The sequence below is a fragment of the Nocardiopsis kunsanensis DSM 44524 genome, from assembly GCF_000340965.1.
In the GTDB taxonomy this organism is placed as follows: domain Bacteria; phylum Actinomycetota; class Actinomycetes; order Streptosporangiales; family Streptosporangiaceae; genus Nocardiopsis; species Nocardiopsis kunsanensis.
This window is the reverse complement of sequence record NZ_ANAY01000018.1, coordinates 105,297-123,955: the sequence shown is the minus strand read 5'-3', so window position 1 is coordinate 123,955 and position 18,659 is coordinate 105,297. Positions and strand designations below refer to the sequence as shown.

The following is an 18,659-nucleotide window of genomic DNA, read 5'->3' as shown; positions in this document are numbered from 1 at the left end:
GGGGTTGCCTGTTGTGGGTGGCCCCTCTTCTTTTTTGTGTGTCTTGTGAACATGTGAAAAACAAGTTCGGGTGTGCCTGGAAAGTGGACGAAACAGGGGCGGGCCTCCCTCGGGAGACCCGCCCCTCACCGTCGGCCGGACTCACCGGGCCTCTCCGGTCCCGGCTGGAGGACGGTGTCAGAAACCGTGGTTGTACATCCACTGGCCCGGGTAGACCGTGGCGTTGCCACGGTAGGCGTAACCGCCGTACGAGGCGCCTTCCACGAAGGTCCAGCCGCCCAGGGTCTTACCGTTCACGGGCACGAACCAGCCAGCCGCGTTGGGGTCGCTGTAGGCCCTCAGCGAGTAGTGGATGTGGGCACCGGTCGTGCTGCCGCCGGCGCAGAGGCTGTTGCCCTGGGTGCCGAGGTAGTGCCCGGTCGGGACGTTGCCCTCCAGCCACTGGTAGTCCTCCAGGTGGTAGTAGTCCGTGGAGTAACCGTTGTCGTGGATGACCCGGGTCCAGCCGTTGCACAGGCTGTAGGCGTATCCGCCGCGGGAGGCGTGGGCGGTCCCGTTGCCGCCGGCGAAGTCCACGGATTGCCCGACCCCGCCGTGCGGGCCTCCCGTCATGATCATCGACGTGCCGATCCGGAAGGGCAGGCCCACCCCCGTGTACTGGGAGGAGGAGACCCGGTCGGGGTCGGTGGTCGTGGAGACGGTCTCCCGCTGTTCGGCGTCCATCAGTTCCGAGTCCGCGAGCATGTCCGAGAACTCGGGGGTGCCTTCCAGGCCGACCAGCCATTCGCCGGTGTCGTACTCACTGGTGAACAGCCATGCCTGGGGGTCGCCGGCCTCCGAATCCGTGGCGGCGGTCACGATCGCCACGCCGAAGGCGGCCTCGCCGTCCGTCTCACGGATGTCGACGCGGACCTCGCGGTCCTCCTCGTCCAACGCAGGCAGACCGGTGCCGTACTCGGCGAGTGTGTCCTCGACGACGGCGTCGGTCAGCAGGTCCTCGGACGCCGCGCCGCCGACGGTCGAGGGAAGTTCGGAGGCGACCTCCTGGTCCGCGGTGATCTCGACGTTGGGGGCTTCGGCGAGGTCGACCGAGGCCGCAACGGGGGAGGCCTGGGCGATGCCGGTGGAGGCGAGCAGGGCTGTGGCGGCGGTCAGGGTGAGGGCCGTCGACCGCGCCCGGTGGGGGATGAACGACCGGTTGCCGGTCGTGTTGGGGGAGTGGGGGCTCACGTGGACTCCTCGGGGGATTCTCGGGGGTGAACGCACGAAGGGGGTATCGTGCGTTACCGCAACGTAGCCTTCGGAACCTCCGGGAACAAGGGTGGTTGTCTACATATGTCGTGTGGGCACCGCCCCGTCACTCTGCGTGCGGGAACGTGCCGCCACGGCGGTGCGTACGGGAACGGCACCGGATGGCAGAAAAGGGGCGGAGGCTCCCTCCAGGGAGACCCGCCCCTCACCGTCGGCCGGACTCACCGGGCCCTTCCGGTCGAGGCCGGCGGGGCGGTGTCAGAAGCCGTAGTTGTACATGGACTGCTGCGGGTAGACCGTGGTGTTGCCACGGTAGGCGTAGCCGCCGTAGGCTTCGGCGCCCTCGGCGAAGGTCCAGCCGCCCAGGGTCCTTCCGTGCAGCGCCACGGGCCAGTGGGTGTTCCGGTCGTCGTAGCCCCTCAGCGTGTAGTGGATGTGGGCGCCGGTCGTGTGGCCGCCGGCGCAGAGGCTGTTGCCCTGGGTGCCGAGGTAGCGGCCGGTCGGGACGTTGCCCTCCAGCCACTGGTAGTCCTCCAGGTGGTAGTAGTCCGTGGCGAACCCGTTGGTGTGGAGCACCCGGGTCCAGCCGCTGCACAGACTGATGGCGTATCCGCCGCGGGAGGCATGGGCGGTCCCGTTGCCGCCGGCGAAGTCGACGGAACTGTAGGGCCTGTCGTAACCGCCCCAGCCGTGCGGCCCGGTGGTCATGATCATCGACGTGCCGACCTCGAAGGGCAGGCCCACACCGACCACCTCGCTCGAGGAGACCCGGTCCGGGTCGGTGGAGGCGGCGATGGTCTCCCGCTCCTCGGTCTCCATCATCTCGGATCCGGCGATGGTCTCGGAGAACTCGGGGGTTCCTTCCAGGCCGACGGTCCATCCGCCCTTGTTCTCGGCGGTGAACAGCCAGGCGTGCGGGCTGTCCTCGGACCCCATGGCCGCGGTCACGATCGCCACACCGAAGGCGGCCTCGCCGTCCGTCTCACGGATGTCGACGCGGACCTCGCGGTCCTCCTCGTCCAACGCGGACAGGCCGCTGCCGTACTCGGCGAGTGTGTCCTCGACGACGGCATCGGCCAGAGCGTCCTCGGCCGGAACCCCGCTGACCTCCACGGGAAGTTCGGAGGCGACCTCCTGGTCCGCGGTGATCTCGACGTTGGGGGCTTCGGCGAGGTCGACCGAGGCCGGAACGGGGGAGGCCTGGGCGTTGCCGGTGGAGGCGAGCAGGGCTGTGGCGGCGGTCAGGGTGAGGGCCGTCGACCGCGCCCGGTGGGGGATGAAAGGTCCGTTGCGGCCCCGACGGGGGATATGTGCGGGTTTCACGTTCTCTCCTGGAGATTTCGGGGGTGAACGCACGAAGGAGGTATCGTGCGTTACCGCAAGGTAACCTTCGAAATCTTCGGAGACAAGGGTGGTTGTCTACATTCACTGTACAGGCACCATTTGGTCACCCTGTGTTCTGAATGCTCGATCAGTCGTGGAGCGTTCGGGTCTCGAGGCCGAGGAGGAGTTCCTTGCGCCACACGCCGCCCGAATACCCGGTCAACGTGCCGTCGGCGCCGATGATCCGGTGGCACGGAACGACGATGCTGATCGGGTTGCGCCCATTGGCCGAGCCCACCGCCCGGGAGGAACCCGGACGGTCCAGATCCCGGGCCAGTTCTCCGTAGCTCGCGGTCCGGCCGTAGGGCACGGTCGTGAGGGCGCGCCACACGGTCCGCTGCCACTCGGTCCCCGACGGGGCCAGTGGTAGGTCGAAGTCGCGCAGACGGCCGTCGAAGTAGGCCCGCAACTGCCGCACCGCCTCGGCGAACGGGGTGTCGTCGCGTACCCACCCCTCCTGCACGGTCCGGTTCCGGTCGTCCGTGCCCCGTGTGTGGATCCCGGTCAGGGCTTCCCCGTCGCCGGTGAGGGTGAGCTCGCCGATCGGGGAGTCCATGAGCGTGTACCGGGTCGGTCCCTCCAGGGGCACCCGGAAATCGGTACCGGGAACCCGTCGGCCGTGTGCGGTCCCGTCCATGGCCGCCAGCGGCAGCATGTCCTGTTCGGTCTTCATCCTCGGCTCCTCGTGTCGGTGGTTCCGGTGCTCTCCCCGTCGTCGAGGGAGGCCCGGAGCAGGTGGGTGGCGTAGGAACGCCACGGGCTCCAACGGTGTGCGAGCGCCGCAGCTTCCTCCGGGGCACCGGGCGCGCCCAGGGCCTCCAGACCCGCGCGCACACCCAGGTCCCTGGAGAGGAACACGTCGGGGTCGCCCAGGCCCCGCATCCGGATGTAGCCGGCGGTCCCGGGGCCGATCCCGTACAGCTCGGCCAGGGCACGCTCCGTCGCCTCGCGGTCGGTCCCGGGGCCCAGGTCCACGCGGCCCGTCGCGATCGCCTCGGCCAGGCCGACGAGGGCACGCCCCCGGGAGACCGGTAGGCCCAGATCGGTGGGATCGGCCGCGGTCAGCGTCTCGGGAGAGGGAAAAACCCTGTTCAGCGAGGCCCTTCCCTCTGTGCCCCCGTCACTGCCGTCACCGTCGGCCGGTACCTCCGGCAGCGGTCGGCCGAACCGGGCGGCCAAGCGGCCGGCCAGGGTCCGGGCGGCCTTCACCGAGACCTGTTGACCCAGGACCGCACGGACCGCGAGTTCGGCCGGGTCGGGGTGCCCGGGTGAACGGAGCCCCCGGTGCCGTCGCACGGGCCCGCCCAGGAGCGGGTCCTCGCCCAGGGCCTCGGCGACGGCTGCGGGGTCGGCGTCCAGGTCCAGCATCCGTCGGCAGCGCCGGACCGCGGTGGTGATGTCGGCGGGGTCGGTAAGTCGCAGCTCGCACAGGACGTACGGGCCGCCCGGCCCGGCGGAGAGCTCCACGGTCCCCGGCCCGCCCGGCAACCGCAGCACCCGGCGGTAGGTGCGCCCGTCGTGGGACTCCACACCGGGCACGGCGCGGTCGCCGAGGAACCGCAGCATCGCGTCCAGGTCGATCGGTTCACGGTAGGGCAGGCGCAGAGTGATCGCGCCGGGGACACCCCCGCCGGGCCGTGACCGGCCCTGGGTGCGCATCTGGGTGGGGGAGCGGCCGTGGACCGCCCGCATCGTCTCGTTGAACTGGCGGACGCTGCCGAACCCGGCCGCGAAGGCGATGTCGGTCAACGGCATGTCGGTGGTCTGGGTGAGTACACGCGCGGTCTGGGCGCGTTCGCTGCGGGCCAGCGCCACGGGGCCCGCCCCGACCTCCGACACCAGGAGCCGGCGCAGCTGCCGTGTGCTGTACCCGAGGTCGTGGGCGAGCCCATCGACGCCGGTGCGGTCGATGGCACCGTCCTGGATCAGGCGCATCGCCCGGCCCACCACGTCGGCGCGGCTGTTCCATTCCGGTGATCCCGGCGCCAGGTCGGGGCGGCACCGTTTGCACGCGCGGAACCCGGCCTCCTGGGCGGCCGCGGCCGTCGGGAAGAACCGGGTGTTCTCACGCCGAGGTGTTTGTGCGGGACAGCTCGGGCGACAGTAGATACCGGTGGTGCGCACAGCCGTGTAGAAGACCCCGTCGAAGCGTGGATCACGGCTGTGTACGGCGCGGTAGCGCTGGTCGTCGTCGAGCACGTTCCCCATGATCGCCCATGGGGGAGGACAGGACCGGCGGTTTCCGGCCATCGCGCTCGTGCGGGATCGTCACTGTTCGGAGCGGTTCTCCGGGGGGCGGTCCGGGCCGTCGGTGCGCTCTCCGGGGGCCTCCTGCGCCTCCCCGCCGGGCAGGGCTCCGTGCTCGCGCAGGTAGTCGATGTAGACCGGACGCAGGGCTCGTTGCACCTTCGGGTCGGTCTCGGTGGAGAAGGCTTCGTACAGCAGGCCGGAGAGCTGGGCGATGCTGGTCTCGCTCGCCTCCTGTCGGCCGGCCGCGGCCTCCGCGGCGGGCAGCATTCTCAGGATCTCCCAGAAGAACCCCACGTCCCACCGGTGTCGAGCCAGTTCCACCGCGTCCTCGTGCAGTTTCTCGGTGCTGATGTGGTCGAACTCGGTCTCGTTGTCTCCCATGGTCGGACGATACCCGTCCCTGCCTCCGGGGTACTCGAGTGAGCTGAGTTACCCTGCAGACGTGTTGAACAATTCTTCCCGGGCGTCCGGAACGGGCCTCCCACAAGGAGGGCCGGGGGTGCGGGAGGACCGTCGTGAGGGGTTTGCCATGGTCGAGAGCGCCGCACGTGTGGTCGTCGCCAAACCGGGTCTGGACGGTCACGACCGCGGGGTCAAGGTCGTGGCCCGCGTCCTGCGTGACGCCGGGGTCGAGGTCATCTACACCGGGTTGCGCCAGAGTCCGGAGATGATCGTGGCCGCCGCGCTCCAGGAGGACGCCGACGGGATCGGACTGTCGGTGCTCTCGGGCGCCCACATGACGATGTTCGGTCGGGTCATGGAGCTGCTCGAGGAGAACGACGCCACCGACATCCGTGTCTTCGGCGGCGGCATCATCCCCGAGGGCGACATCGAGAGCCTGGAGCAGATGGGGGTCGCCAAGGTCTTCACCCCCGGGGCTCCCACCGCGGACATCGCCGAGTGGGTGAAGGAGAACATCCGCCCCATGCACACCGCCTGAGTCCGGTGGCCGGGAGGAATGCTGCTCCCGGGCCCGGTCTGCCGGTGACCCAGATCGCATTTGGGGGCCTTTTGCGGGAGGAAAACACTCCCGGGGCTGTGATTCCCGGTGGTTCTCGTCACAGATTTTCCCAAGTGGGAACTGCCGCACAGCCGTATGTGCCGCTTTTACGGCGGGTGAAGCGGGGGCGAAGCCGGACCCGGTGTCCGCCACGGTTTTTCCGAACGACTAAACTTTGCGTATGTCGCGGGTGGCTACGCCGCGGCGATCTCGATCTTCTGTAAACGGCTCAGCCCTACGGGGCAGGCGTCGTGTGACACGTGTCAGTGGGTCACAGCCGATCCGGACGAGGCCACCCCCGTAGACATTCTGAGCCAGCGAGCAACAAGGACGGACCCTCGTGGACCTGTTCGAATACCAGGCGAAGGAACTCTTCGCAGAGTACGGGGTTCCCGTACCCCAGGGGAAGGTGGCGAGCACGGCCGCCGAGGCACGTGCCATCGCTGAGGAGTTCGCTGCCGCCGGTAAGTCCCGCGTCGTCGTCAAGGCGCAGGTCAAGACCGGTGGTCGCGGCAAGGCCGGCGGTGTGAAGGTCGCCGACGACGCCGAGGACGCTCAGGCCAAGGCCGAGCAGATCCTCGGGATGGACATCAAGGGCCACACGGTCCACCGTGTCCTCATCGAAGAGGCCTCCGAGATCGAGGAGGAGTACTACTTCTCCTTCCTGCTCGACCGTGCCAACCGCACCTTCCTCTCCATCTGCTCCGCCGAGGGCGGCGTGGAGATCGAGGAGGTCGCCGAGACCAACCCCGACGCGGTCGCCCAGATCTCGATCGACGCCCTCCAGGGCGCTCCGGCCGACGTGGCCGCCAAGATCGTGGAGTCGGGCAAGCTGCCCGCGGCCGCCGCCGAGGGCGCTGCCGAGGTCGTCACCAAGCTGTGGGACGCCTTCGTCGGCAAGGACGCGACCCTCGCGGAGGTCAACCCGCTCATCCTGACCAAGGACGGCCGTGTCGTCGCCCTCGACGGCAAGGTCACCCTGGACGAGAACGCCGGGTTCCGCCAGGACCTGGACAGCCTCGCCGCCTCGGAGGAGGGCGACCCGCTCGAGGTCGCCGCCAAGGCCAAGGGCCTGAACTACGTCAAGCTCGAGGGCCAGGTCGGCATCATCGGCAACGGCGCGGGTCTGGTCATGTCCACCCTGGACGTGGTCGCCTACGCCGGTGAGAAGCACGGTGGTGTCGCGCCCGCCAACTTCCTCGACATCGGTGGCGGTGCCTCCGCCGAGGTCATGGCCAACGGCCTCGAGATCATTCTCGGCGACGCCGACGTCAAGAGCGTCTTCGTCAACGTCTTCGGCGGCATCACCGCCTGCGACGCCGTCGCGAACGGCATCGTCCAGGCGCTGGAGATGCTCGAGGAGCGTGGCGACGACGTCAGTAAGCCGCTGGTCGTCCGGCTCGACGGCAACAACGCCGAGCTGGGGCGCGAGATCCTCAGCAAGCGCGCTCACCCGGCCGTGCGACAGGTCGACACGATGGACGGCGCCGCCGCTCAGGCCGCCGAGCTCGCGGCGAAGTAGGGGACGAAAAACCATGGCAATCTTCCTGAACAAGGACAGCAAGGTGCTGGTCCAGGGCATGACCGGCTCTGAGGGCACCAAGCACACCCGTCGCATGCTGGCCTCCGGCACGAACATCGTCGGTGGTGTGAACCCGCGCAAGGCGGGCCAGAGCGTCGACTTCGACGGCACCGACGTGCCGGTCTTCGGCTCCGTGGCCGAAGGCATGAAGGAGACCGGTGCCGACGTGACCGTGATCTTCGTTCCGCCGAAGTTCACCAAGAGCGCCGTCATCGAGGCGATCGACGCCGAGATCGGCCTGGCCGTCGTCATCACCGAGGGCATCCCGGTGCACGACACCGCCGCCTTCTGGGCCCACGCCGGCGCCAAGGGCAACAAGACCCGCATCATCGGTCCCAACTGCCCCGGCATCATCACGCCCGGCGAGTCCAACGCCGGCATCATCCCGGCCGACATCACCAAGCCCGGCCGCATCGGTCTGGTGTCCAAGTCCGGCACCCTGACCTACCAGATGATGTACGAGCTGCGTGAGATCGGCTTCTCCACGGCCATCGGTATCGGTGGTGACCCGATCATCGGCACCACGCACATCGATGCTCTGAAGGCGTTCCAGGAGGACCCCGACACCGACGTCATCGTGATGATCGGTGAGATCGGCGGCGACGCCGAGGAGCGTGCGGCCGACTTCATCAAGGACAACGTGACCAAGCCGGTCGTCGGCTACGTCGCGGGCTTCACCGCCCCGGAGGGCAAGACCATGGGCCACGCCGGCGCCATCGTCTCCGGCTCCTCGGGCACGGCTTCCGCCAAGAAGGAGGCCCTGGAAGCTGTCGGCGTCAAGGTCGGCAAGACCCCGAGCGAGACCGCTCAGCTGGCGCGCGAGCAGTTCTAGAACCGTTCCGCGTACGGCCCCGCCCCGCGACCCCTGTGGTCCGCGCGGCGGGGCCGTCGCCTTTTCAGGGGCCTTCGACACCGCGGTGCCGGGCGCGGAACGAGCGGGCGATCCGGGTGGCGGCCGGCCCGAGAACGAACACGAGGAGAACCCCGAGGAAGACCAGGAACGAAGCGGTGCTGCCGCTGACCATCGCGGGCAGGCCCCAGACGAAGAACAAGAACCCGCTGACCGCGGCTGCCGAGCCGAAGCTCATGCTGTCATCGTCATCGTCATCGTCCTCGTCGTCGTCCCGTCTCCTGGGATGGGGCGTGCCTTCTGTGGTGGGTGTGGAGGAAGTGGTGACGGCGGGCGCCGGTGACTGCCCGACCGTGTCCGGCCAGAGCTGCGGGGGCAGATCACCGAAGAGTGGCCGCAGGTCCTCGTTGGTGCGGGCCTGCAAGGTCTCCTGCGTGCGCTGTCCGTGCTCGTGCACGGAGAGCCGGCCCTCCTCCAGGGCCGTGCGCAGGTGACGGAGCGCCTCGTCGCGTTCGGCGTCGGAGATGAGATAGCGCGGGTCACTCATGGCGGGTCCTTCGGGAGGGGCTTCTCCTGTATGACGTACCCGACCCGGGTGCCGTTCCCCACGGGCGACACGCGAGCACAGGGTCCCCTGGCGCATTCCGGTGCCTGGCAGCATAAGTCGGGTGAGTACGCCAGGATCACCCCCCGACCACGCCGAACTGCCGCGCCCCGTCTACTCCACCGGTGGTGTGGCCGCCGCATCCGCCGCAGGTATCGGACTCGCGGCGCTGATCACCCTGACCATCGCCGGCTGGGTGGCCGCCCCGCACGACGCCTTCGCCGACGAGATCGCCGAACTGTTGCAGGGAGCCGTCCTGGCCTGGCTCGTGGGCCATCTCGTACCGTTCGGGACCGAGAGTGCCCAGGTCTCCCTGCTGCCCCTGGGGTTGGTCCTGCTCCCGGGGATCCTCCTGTACCGGGCCGGGCGGTGGCTGGCACGCAACTGCGAGATCGCGCGCCTGCGCCACGTGCACCGGGCCGCCGTCGCCCTCGCCGGCCCCTACGCCGCGATCGCGGGCACGTTGGCGCTGCTGGCCCGTACCGAGGCCGTCGAGCCGAGTATGCCGTGGGCGCTCGTCATGGGGTTCGTGATCGCCTTCGTCGCCGGCGGGTTCGGGGCGTTGCGCCAGCTCATGCGGGACAAGGAGGTCACTGCCGGTGCCCTTGCGGACCTGATGCCGCCTCGGGTGCGCTCTCTCCTGGTGGGTGCGCTGGCCTCGACCGGGACGCTCGTGCTGGGCGGACTGCTGCTCTTCCTGGCCGGGTTGATGGTGAGCATGCCCGACGTCATCGACACCACGAGCGCCCTCGGCCCCGGGATCGTGGGCGGGGCGTTGCTGTTGCTGATCCAGTTGGCCTACCTGCCGAACGCGGTCGTGTACGCGGCCAGCTACTGCCTCGGTCCGGGCTTCGCGTTGGGGGAGATGACCGTCGTCGCTCCCACCGGGGTGGCGGTGGGGCCGCTGCCGCTGTTCCCCATGCTCGCCGCGATTCCGGAGAACGGCCCCGCACCGGTGCTGTCGCTCGGGGCGTTGGCGGTGCCGTTCCTCGCCGGGGTCCTGGGTGGGGTACTGACCCAGCGCAGCGCCCCCGACGTGGTGAGTGAGGCCGCACCGCTGTGGGGGTTCGTCTGCGGGATCGCCGCCGGTCTCACCATGGCGGTGTCGGCTCTGGTCACCGGGGGTTCCCTGGGTGCTGTACGGCTGGCAGGGGTGGGGCCCTCGGTGTGGCAGGTCGGTCTCGTCGCGGTGCTGGAGATCGGTGTGTCCGCTGCCGTGGCCGCCTGGATCGCCAACTGGTGGTACAGCCGCAAGCTCCGTCTGGCCGGGGTCGAACCCGGCTCTCCGAACGCCCGGGAGATCGCACGCGGCCGCAAGAGCGCCACCGGTCCCGGGTCCGGCGCCGGGCCGTCCGAGGAACGGGCCGCGCCCGAACCCTCCCCGCCCGAGCCCTCCCCGCCCGTGCCGGTGGGGGAGGGGCTGGCCACGGTCACCACGCTGCCCCGGCGTACGGAGGACGCCCCGCAGGGTCCCGGGTCCGGTCGCGGGACCGGGGCGGACGACGCACCCGGTGCTGCCGAGAGCCGTGAGGAACAGCGCCGCAACCGGGAGGGCCACCGGCGCGACCGTGCCGTGGAGCGCTCCGCACGGCGGGAGGCGCGCGCGGAACTGCGTTCGCACCGCAGGACCGAGAAGGCCGAGCGGCGCATGCGCGGCGGGCGCTGGTGGAAGCGCCGCCCGGCCGAGGACGAGGGTGACGACCTGTTCGGCATCACCTACGAGGCGCAGGATCCCCCGGAGGACTGACCCGCCCGAGCTCTGCACGTACGCCTCGTGGGGTGCCCGGGGCGGGGCCGTCCGTCTCCCCTTTCCGGGCCCCGGGGCGGAAGCATGCCGGAGGGCACGTGCTCCGGCGCCCCAGGCCAGGTACGGGAAGGGGCCTCCGGTCGAGGGCCTGCCCGTCCGGGGCCGGGGGCCGGGGCGCGCTCACCCCTGTGCGGGACTGAGGTCCGGTTCGAAGATCGCGGACACGAAGTCGGTGCACCACTTCAAGAGCTCGAGGTCGCGCAGCGGCTTGCCGCCGAGCCCTCCGGCCTTGGGCGCGGGCACCAGCAGGGTCTTCGTGGCCTCCTTCACGACCGTCTTCGGGTACATGCGCCGCAGCCGCAGTTCCTGCGATTCCCGCAGGTCGGCGACGGCGGGCCCGGAGAAGCGGATCTGGTTGCCCTGCAACGTGACGTCGCTGAGCCCGGCGGCGGTCGCCAGCACCCGGAAACGCGCGACCGCCATGAGGTTGTCCACCGGTTGCGGCGGGGTCCCGTACCGGTCGCTGAGTTCCTCGTGGGCGGCGTGGATGTCCTCCTCGCTGCCCACGCTGGCGATCCGCTTGTAGGACTGCAGCCGCAGCCGTTCCCCGGGTACGTAGTCGTGCGGGATGTGGGCGTTGACGGGCAGTTCGACCTTGGCTTCGGTGGTCTCCTCGGCCGCGGCCGGGTCGCCCTTGAGCTCGGCGACGGCCTCGCCGACCATCCGCACGTACAGGTCGAAGCCCACCCCGGCGATGGTCCCGGACTGTTCGGCGCCCAGGATGTTTCCGGCGCCGCGGATCTCCAGGTCCTTCATGGCTACGTACATGCCCGCACCGGTCTCGGTGTGCTGGGCCACGGTCGCCAGCCGTTCGTAGGCGGTCTCGGACAGCGGCCGCTCCGGCGGGTACAGGAAGTAGGCGTAGGCGCGCTCGCGTCCGCGTCCGACTCGCCCGCGCAGCTGGTGGAGCTGGGAGAGGCCGTAGGTGTCGGCGCGGTCGATGATGAGGGTGTTGGCGTTGGGCACGTCGAGCCCGGACTCCACGATCGTGGTGGAGACCAGCACGTCGTAGTTCTTCTCCCAGAAGTCGACCATGACCTTCTCGAGCTGTTGCTCGTTCATCTGGCCGTGGGCGTAGGCGATGCGTGCCTCGGGCACGAGCCTGCGCAGGCTCGCCGTGACCTTCTCGATGGAGGAGACGCGGTTGTGCACGAAGAAGACCTGGCCCTCGCGCATGAGTTCGCGGCGGATCGCGGCGGCGATCTGTTTCTCCTCGTAGGGCCCGACGAAGGTCAGCACGGGGTGGCGTTCCTCGGGCGGGGTGAGGATCGTGGTCATCTCACGGATGCCGGTCATCCCCATCTCCAGGGTGCGGGGGATGGGTGTGGCGGACATGGCGAGCACGTCGACCTGGGTGCGCAGCCGCTTGAGCTCCTCCTTGTGTTCGACGCCGAAGCGCTGCTCCTCGTCGATGACGACCAGGCCCAGTTCCTTGAAGCGGGTCTCGGAGGACAGCAGCCGGTGGGTGCCGATGACGATGTCGACCTCGCCGGTGCGCAGGCCCTCGCGGGTCGCTTCGACCTCGCCGTCGGTCTGGAAGCGCGAGAGCGGTTTCACGCTGACGGGGAAGGAGGCGTAGCGCTCGGCGAAGGTGGACATGTGCTGCTGGACCAGCAGGGTGGTGGGTACCAGCACCGCGACCTGCTTGCCTTCCTGCACGGCCTTGAAGGCCGCACGCACGGCCACCTCGGTCTTGCCGTAGCCGACGTCGCCGCAGATGAGGCGGTCCATGGGCACGCTCTTGCCCATGTCCGCCTTGACCTCCTCGATGGCGGCGAGCTGATCGGGGGTCTCCACGTACGGGAAGGCGTCCTCGAGCTCGCGCTGCCAGGGTGTGTCGGGCCCGAAGGCGTGCCCGGGGGAGGCCTGGCGTGCGGAGTAGAGGCGGATGAGGTCGCCGGCGATCTCCCGGACGACCTTGCGGGCGCGGCTCTTGGCCTTGTTCCACTCGGCGCCGCCCATCTTGGACAGGGTGGGTGCCTCGCCGCCGACGTAGCGGGTGACCTCGCCGAGCTGTTCGGTGGGGACGAAGAGGCGGTCGCCGGGCTGGCCGCGTTTGGAGGGCGCGTACTCGATGAGCAGGTACTCGCGGGTGGCGCCCTGGATCTGGCGGCTGACCATCTCGAGGTAGCGGCCGACCCCGTGCTGTTCGTGCACGACGTAGTCGCCGGGCTTGAGCTGGAGCGGGTCGATGGTGCCCTTGCGCCGACTGGGCATGCGCCGCATGTCGCGGGTGGAGGACTTCTGACCGGCCAGGTCGGTCTCGGTGAGTACGACGGTCTGCACGGTCCGCAGCAGGAACCCGTGGTCCACGAGCCCGGTGGTGACAGTGGCGACGGCCGGGCGCGGGGGCTCGGTGAGGTCCTCGGTGTGGTGGGCCCCGAGCCCTGCGTCGCGGAGCATGGACACGAGCCGTTCTGCGGGCCCGTGTCCTTGGGTGACGAGCACGACGCTCCAGCTGTCGTGCAGCCAGCCCTTGATGTCGGCGAGGGCGCGTTCGGTGTCGCCGCGGTAGGAGTCGGCTGCTGCGGCGCCGATGGTGACGGCGTCGTCCTCCTCGGTGACGGAGGTGTCGGCACTGGTGAAGGGGGTTAGCCCCCACCAGGGCAGTCCGGCCTCGGCGGCGGTGGTGCGCAGCTCGGAGATGGACATGTACGCCGAGCCGCCCAGGTCGATGGGGGCTTCCCCGCCGGAAGCGGCGTTGATCCAGGAGGCGTCGAGGAACTCGGCGCTGGTGGCTTCGAGTTCGAGGGCGCGGGTGCGGATGCGTTCGGGGTCGCAGCCCACCACCATCGCGTTCTCGGGCAGATGGGCCAGTAGGGGTTCCATGCGGTCGGCGAGGACCGGGGCGAAGGCCTCCATGCCCTCGACCGCGACGCCGTCGGCCATCTTGCCGAGGACCTCGGCGAGCGAGGGGTGCTGCTCGGTGAGGGCGCGGGCGCGCGAGCGCACGGTGTCGGTGAGCAGGAGTTCGCGGCAGGGCGGGGCGAAAAGGCCGGAGGCCGCGTCGCCGATGCCGTCGGCGGCGGGGGTGATGGAGCGCTGGTCGGCGACCTGGAAGTAGCGGATCTCCTCGACGGTGTCGCCCCAGAAATCCAGCCTCAGCGGGTGTTCCTCGGTGGGCGGGAAGACGTCGAGGATGCCTCCGCGCACGGCCATGTCCCCGCGTTTCTCGACGAGGTCGACACGGGCGTAGCCGGCGTCGGCGAGGGCGTCCACGACCTCTTCCATGGGCTTTTCGTCGTTGGGGCGCACACGTACGGGTTCGAGGTCGCCGAGGCCGCCCACGAGCGGCTGCAGGACGCTGCGGATCGGTGCGACGACCACACGCAGGGGCGCGGTGAGCGGGTCGTCCGGGTCGGGGTGGGCCAGGCGGCGTAGTACGGCCAGGCGCCGGCCGACGGTGTCGGAACGGGGGGAGAGGCGCTCGTGGGGGAGGGTTTCCCATGCGGGGAAGAGTGCGACGGAGTTCTCGGGCAGTAGCGAGCTCAGCGCGTCGGTGAGGTCGGCGGCTTCCCGCTCGGTCGCAGTCACCGCCAGCAGGGGGCGTCCGGCGCCCTCGGGGGCGTCGGCGGCCAGAGCTGCGGCCGTGAAGGGTCGCAGCGCCGCTGGGGCGACGAGGTCGAGGTGGGGCTCGTCGTCGCGACGGGCGGTTTCGATCGCGCTGTGCAGCGCCGGGTCCTTGACGACGTCGGCGAGAAGTCCAAAGAGGCTCATAGCACCAGAAAGTGGGAGTGGTCCGGCTGACGGGCGGGTGGTCGCGGCCCGAGGAAACGGGACGGCTGTGCGAAGAGATGTGCGTGGAGGCCGCCCGGCTCCTTCCAGCTTATCCGGATCGGCCTGCCCGCGCGGCGGTCCTGTGGACAGAGCTGTCGGCGGACCCTCCGGAGGCCGTCGGCGGTGTCCCCGCGCTCTCCGCGACACGGGCCGCAGGTCTGCCGTCGCGGTCCCGCTCTGGTCAGAACCGTCGATGAGCTGCGGGTATTCCTCTGTTGGGAACGCGGAGAACGCGGGTAGGGGGTGTCGGCATACGCTTGGGTCCGTTTCCGTCGAGCTGCTGGGAGAGGACACACGTGGTGAGAGAGGACAGCGTGTCCGAGGAGACCGGCGGGGCGGGGGTGCCCACCTTGGCCCCCGGCCCGGAGGCCCTTGCGCACCTGGAACTCGTCCTGAGCGGGGCGTGTCCGCTCTCCGGGTTCATGACCCGGGCCGAGGCCGACTCGGTGGAGCGCCACGGCCGCCTGCCGGACGGGCGTGTGTGGCCGGTTCCGGTCACTTTGGGGGTACCCGATTCCCTCGCCGGGGCCGAGCGTGTGCTCCTGACCGATCCCGAGAGTGCGCCCCTGGCGGAACTGCAGGTCTCCGAGCAGTGGACGGAGGAGGACGGGAGACGGTTCGCCGCCGGCGAGGTGGAGCTGGTGCGTCCGCCCATGTACGGAGTTCTGCGCGAGCTGCGTCCGACCCCCGCCGAGGTACGCGGACAGCACGAGGTCGGCCCCTTCCCGGACCGGCCGCTGATGGCTGTGGTGACCGACCGGCCGCTGCACCACCGGGTCCTGCACCAGATCCGTACGTGTGCGGAGGAGTTGGGACGCGCGGAGGTTCTGGTCCTGATCGACACGGGGCTGCTGGACGAGAACACGGCCGCCGCGGTGCTGGCGGCCGAACCGCTCCTGCCGCCCCGCACGGTCTTCGTGGCCCTCACCCTTCCCAGGGACCGGTCCGGCCCCGGCTTCGGCGGTCGCTGGACCCCGCGCCAGACCGGCCTGGCCGCGCACGTGGCCGCTGCCTACGGTGCCACGCACGTGATCGTGGAGGGCGGTACGGAACCGGAGGCGGCCGAGGGCGGGGCCGAGTACGTCGTGCCCGGTCCCTGGCGTTTCGACGAGGACGCTCAGCTGTGGGCGCCGGCCGAGGAGGTCCCCGAGGGGGCCGCCCGCGCCGAGCTCACCGACGACGAGGTCGAGACCGAACTGGCGCACGGGCGCGAGCTCCCGCCCTGGTTCACCCCGGCGCGGGTGGCCTCCGAGATGGCCCGCCTGCGCCCGGCCCGTACCCGCCGCGGCCTGACGGTGCTGCTGTCGGGCCTGTCGGGCTCGGGCAAGTCCACGATCGCGCGCGGGGTCTGCGACGGCATCCGCCGTTCGGGCCGTACCGTGACCCTGCTCGACGGCGACGTGGTCCGGCGCCTGCTGTCCAAGGGGCTGACGTTCTCCCGCGAGGACCGTGAACTCAACATCCGACGGATCGGTTACGTGGCATCGGAGATCACCCGGCACGGAGGGGTGGCGGTGTGTGCGCCCATCGCTCCCTACGAGGCCGGCCGGGCCGAGGTGCAGGCGATGGTGGAGGAGTTCGGCGACTTCTTCCTCGTGCACGTGGCCACCCCCTTGGAGGTGTGTGAGGCCCGCGACCGCAAGGGGCTGTACGCCGAGGCACGTGCGGGGCGGATCCCCGAGTTCACCGGGGTCTCCGACCCGTACGAGACCCCGGTCGGACCGGAACTGGTCGTGGACACCACCGGCACCGATCCGGCCGAGTCGGTGGCCGAGGTCCTGTCCGCCCTGCGCGAGGGCGGGTGGCTGCCGCATTGAGTGGGAACCGGACGGACGACGGCCCCCGGGCCGAGGACGGAACGAGGAGGAACGCATCCATGGGTGAGGTGCCCGGGCACCGTGTCCTGCGCCTGGTCGAGGTGATGGACACCCTGCGCCGCGAGTGCCCCTGGGACCGCGGGCAGACGCACGAGTCCCTGGCCAAGTACTTGGTGCAGGAGGCCTACGAGACCTTGGAGACCATCGAGGAGGGCGACCACGCGGCCCTTCCGGAGGAGCTCGGCGACGTGCTGCTCCAGGTGGTCTTCCACTCCGCGGTGGCCGCCGAGCGCCCCGAGGGCGACCCGGCCCGGTTCACCGTGGACGACGTCGCCGACGCGATCGTCGACAAGATGACCCGCCGCCACCCGCACGTGTTCGGCGATGCCGACGCCGCCGACCCGGACGCGGTCAAGGCCAACTGGGAGACGATCAAGGCGGCCGAACGGGCTGCCGCGGCCGAGGCCTCCGGAGGAGGGCCCACGTCGGTCCTGGACGGGGTGCCTTTCGCCCAGCCGGCCGTACTGCTCGCCGACGAGCTCCAGCGCCGAGCCGTGCGCAACGGGGTCCCGGCCGACCTGGTCGCCGACGACGGAGGCGCGGGCGGCGGCCTGTTCGCGGCGGTCGCCGACGAACGGGCCGAGGGCAACGACGCCGAGACGGACCTGAGGGCGGCGGCCCGCCGGTTCGACTCGCGGGTACGGCGGACCGAAGCGGCCGCGCGCGCCGACGGCCACGAGCCGCGTGGGCTCGACGAGGAGCAGTGGCGTACCTACTGGGCACGGACCGGGTGATCCCGGCCCCTCACCGCAGCGGTGCCGCGACCGGCACCGGGGTCAGTGACCGCGTTCGCGTACGTCGATCACCTCGGTGGCCGGGTCGCCCGGTGCGGTGCCCAGTGTGAAGGTCTGCTGGGGACGGCGGGCGCTCTCGCTGATGGTCAGCCACAGCCCGATGATGAGCCAGTTGGCCATCAGGGCCGAGCCGCCCGCCGACAGGAACGGTGTGGTCATACCGGTGAGCGGGATGATCAGGGTGGCGCCGCCGAGCACGATGAACACGTCGAAGGCGAGCAGGAACGCGTAGCCGAACGCGACGAGTTTGAGGAAGGTGTCCTTTGCGCCCAGGGCGATCCGGAACCCCCGTTGGGCGAGCAGGAAGAGCAGCACCAGTACCGCGAGGAGCCCGGTCACGCCGAGCTTCTCACCGACCGAGACGAGGATCAGGTCGCTGTCGGCGGCGAAGATCTCCTGCGCGAACCCGTCGTTGAACCCGGTCCCGAAGACGCCGCCCTCGGCGAGCGCGAACATGCCCTCCACCACCTGGAAGCTGCCGCCGACCCGGTTGTAGACCTCCGGGTCGAACGCGTCGAGCCAGATCTCCACCCGGTTCTGCACGTGCCCGAAGACCAGGTAGGCCGCGTAGGCGCCTCCGGCGAAGGCCGTGAGTCCGATGAGGACCCAGGACTTGCGGGCCGTGGCGGCGTAGAGCACGGCCAGGAACGTGCCGAACAGCAGCAGTGACGTGCCCAGGTCGCGGGTGCCGACCAACAACAGGATCGCCATCCCCCACCCCACCGCCATGGGGGCCAGGTCGCGTGCCCGGGGCACGCTGAAGACCTTGAACCGGCCGATCCGTACCGTGCGCGAGACGGTCGCCAGCACTTCGCGTTGCCGCCCCAGGTAGGAGGCGAGGAAGATCACGAGCAGGACCTTGGCGAACTCCGAGGGCTGCATCGTGAACCCGGCGACCTGGATCCACCGGCGCGCGCCCAGTACTTCGTGGCCCAGAGGCGACAAGGGCAACAGGAGCAGGAGGAGGGCGCTCAGGGCGATGAGGTAGGTGTACAGCCTCAGGCGCCGGGGCCGGCGTACGAGGGCGACCGTCGCCCCGCACAGGACCATTCCGGCCACGGCCCACAGCAGCTGCCGCTGGGTCCCGGTGCCGTCGGGCCCGTCCGGGCCGGTCGTCTCCAGGACCCAGATCATGGTCAGGCCCAGGCCGGTGAGGGCCAGGGCCACCGGCATGACGATCGGATCGGCGTAAGGGGCGACGAGACGCAGGAGTACGTGGAGGGCGGTCCCGGCGCCGCCGAGCACGAGCGCGGGGGTGAGGAGCGCGGGGTCGAGACCCTCGGTGACGGTGAGTGAGGCCGCCCCGAGTGTGAGGACGATGAAGACCACCGAGGCTGTGAGCAGGCGCAGTTCCTGGTCCCGCTTGGGCACCGGTGGCAGGGCGCCGTCGGTGGCGGTCGGTTCGGTCCGGGGCTCAGCCATGTGCGCCATGTACCCACCCTCCGCCTGTGGGCCGCGGCCGCTCTCGGGCGACCGCCGTGACC

General features: G+C 70.5%; 14 protein-coding genes. 6 read left to right on the top strand and 8 right to left on the bottom strand.

The genetic code is table 11. The features are described 5' to 3' along the window. Positions 1 to 177: 177 nt before the first annotated feature. The 5 genes from D456_RS0113610 to D456_RS24185 form a co-directional block, all read right to left on the bottom strand. Entirely contained in the window at positions 178 to 1,230 is a 1,053-nt protein-coding gene (locus D456_RS0113610) for a M23 family metallopeptidase (protein ID WP_017576735.1), read from the bottom strand. Between the two features lie 279 nt (positions 1,231 to 1,509). Continuing rightward, complete coding sequence (locus D456_RS0113605; RefSeq protein ID WP_017576734.1) at positions 1,510 to 2,574, bottom strand: M23 family metallopeptidase; 1,065 nt, start codon at positions 2,572 to 2,574, stop codon at positions 1,510 to 1,512. Between the two features lie 148 nt (positions 2,575 to 2,722). Next, entirely contained in the window at positions 2,723 to 3,307 is a 585-nt protein-coding gene (locus D456_RS0113600) for a methylated-DNA--[protein]-cysteine S-methyltransferase (RefSeq protein WP_017576733.1), read from the bottom strand. Next, positions 3,304 to 4,842, bottom strand: a complete 1,539-nt coding sequence (locus D456_RS0113595) for an AlkA N-terminal domain-containing protein (RefSeq protein WP_017576732.1) — start codon at positions 4,840 to 4,842, stop codon at positions 3,304 to 3,306. Before D456_RS0113595 ends, D456_RS0113600 begins: the two co-directional genes overlap by 4 nt. Positions 4,843 to 4,902: 60 nt before the next feature. Then, on the bottom strand, positions 4,903 to 5,265 hold the full coding sequence (locus tag D456_RS24185) for a hypothetical protein (protein ID WP_017576731.1): 363 nt from the start codon (positions 5,263 to 5,265) through the stop codon (positions 4,903 to 4,905). Positions 5,266 to 5,413: 148 nt separating this feature from the next. Between D456_RS24185 and D456_RS0113585 the strand changes: the two genes are divergently transcribed. The 3 genes from D456_RS0113585 (at position 5,414) to sucD (ending at position 8,298) form a co-directional block, all read left to right on the top strand. Beyond that, entirely contained in the window at positions 5,414 to 5,824 is a 411-nt protein-coding gene (locus tag D456_RS0113585; RefSeq protein WP_026115849.1) for a cobalamin B12-binding domain-containing protein, read from the top strand. A gap of 400 nt (positions 5,825 to 6,224) precedes the next feature. Further along, a complete protein-coding gene (sucC, locus tag D456_RS0113580) occupies positions 6,225 to 7,406 on the top strand; it encodes an ADP-forming succinate--CoA ligase subunit beta (RefSeq protein ID WP_017576729.1) in 1,182 nt (393 codons plus the stop codon). A gap of 13 nt (positions 7,407 to 7,419) precedes the next feature. Beyond that, a complete protein-coding gene (sucD, locus tag D456_RS0113575) occupies positions 7,420 to 8,298 on the top strand; it encodes a succinate--CoA ligase subunit alpha (protein ID WP_017576728.1) in 879 nt (292 codons plus the stop codon). A gap of 64 nt (positions 8,299 to 8,362) precedes the next feature. Here the strand turns inward: sucD and D456_RS0113570 are convergent, their stop codons facing one another. Beyond that, positions 8,363 to 8,863: a DUF1707 SHOCT-like domain-containing protein gene (locus D456_RS0113570; protein ID WP_026115848.1), complete on the bottom strand. Its 501-nt coding sequence runs from the start codon at positions 8,861 to 8,863 to the stop codon at positions 8,363 to 8,365. Positions 8,864 to 8,984: 121 nt separating this feature from the next. Between D456_RS0113570 and D456_RS0113565 the strand changes: the two genes are divergently transcribed. Next, a complete protein-coding gene (locus tag D456_RS0113565; RefSeq protein ID WP_040699277.1) occupies positions 8,985 to 10,667 on the top strand; it encodes a cell division protein PerM in 1,683 nt (560 codons plus the stop codon). Between the two features lie 180 nt (positions 10,668 to 10,847). Here the strand turns inward: D456_RS0113565 and mfd are convergent, their stop codons facing one another. After that, on the bottom strand, positions 10,848 to 14,444 hold the full coding sequence (gene mfd, locus D456_RS0113560; protein WP_017576726.1) for a transcription-repair coupling factor: 3,597 nt from the start codon (positions 14,442 to 14,444) through the stop codon (positions 10,848 to 10,850). A gap of 356 nt (positions 14,445 to 14,800) precedes the next feature. Between mfd and cysC the strand changes: the two genes are divergently transcribed. Then, positions 14,801 to 16,321 (top strand): adenylyl-sulfate kinase, encoded by a 1,521-nt coding sequence (gene cysC / locus D456_RS0113555; RefSeq protein WP_026115846.1) that lies wholly within the window; start codon positions 14,801 to 14,803, stop codon positions 16,319 to 16,321. A gap of 59 nt (positions 16,322 to 16,380) precedes the next feature. After that, positions 16,381 to 17,115, top strand: a complete 735-nt coding sequence (locus tag D456_RS0113550) for a MazG family protein (protein ID WP_017576724.1) — start codon at positions 16,381 to 16,383, stop codon at positions 17,113 to 17,115. Between the two features lie 42 nt (positions 17,116 to 17,157). Here D456_RS0113550 and D456_RS0113545 read toward each other — a convergent pair whose 3' ends face one another. After that, complete coding sequence (locus D456_RS0113545; RefSeq protein ID WP_026115845.1) at positions 17,158 to 18,597, bottom strand: FtsW/RodA/SpoVE family cell cycle protein; 1,440 nt, start codon at positions 18,595 to 18,597, stop codon at positions 17,158 to 17,160. Between the last annotated feature and the right edge of the window lie 62 nt (positions 18,598 to 18,659).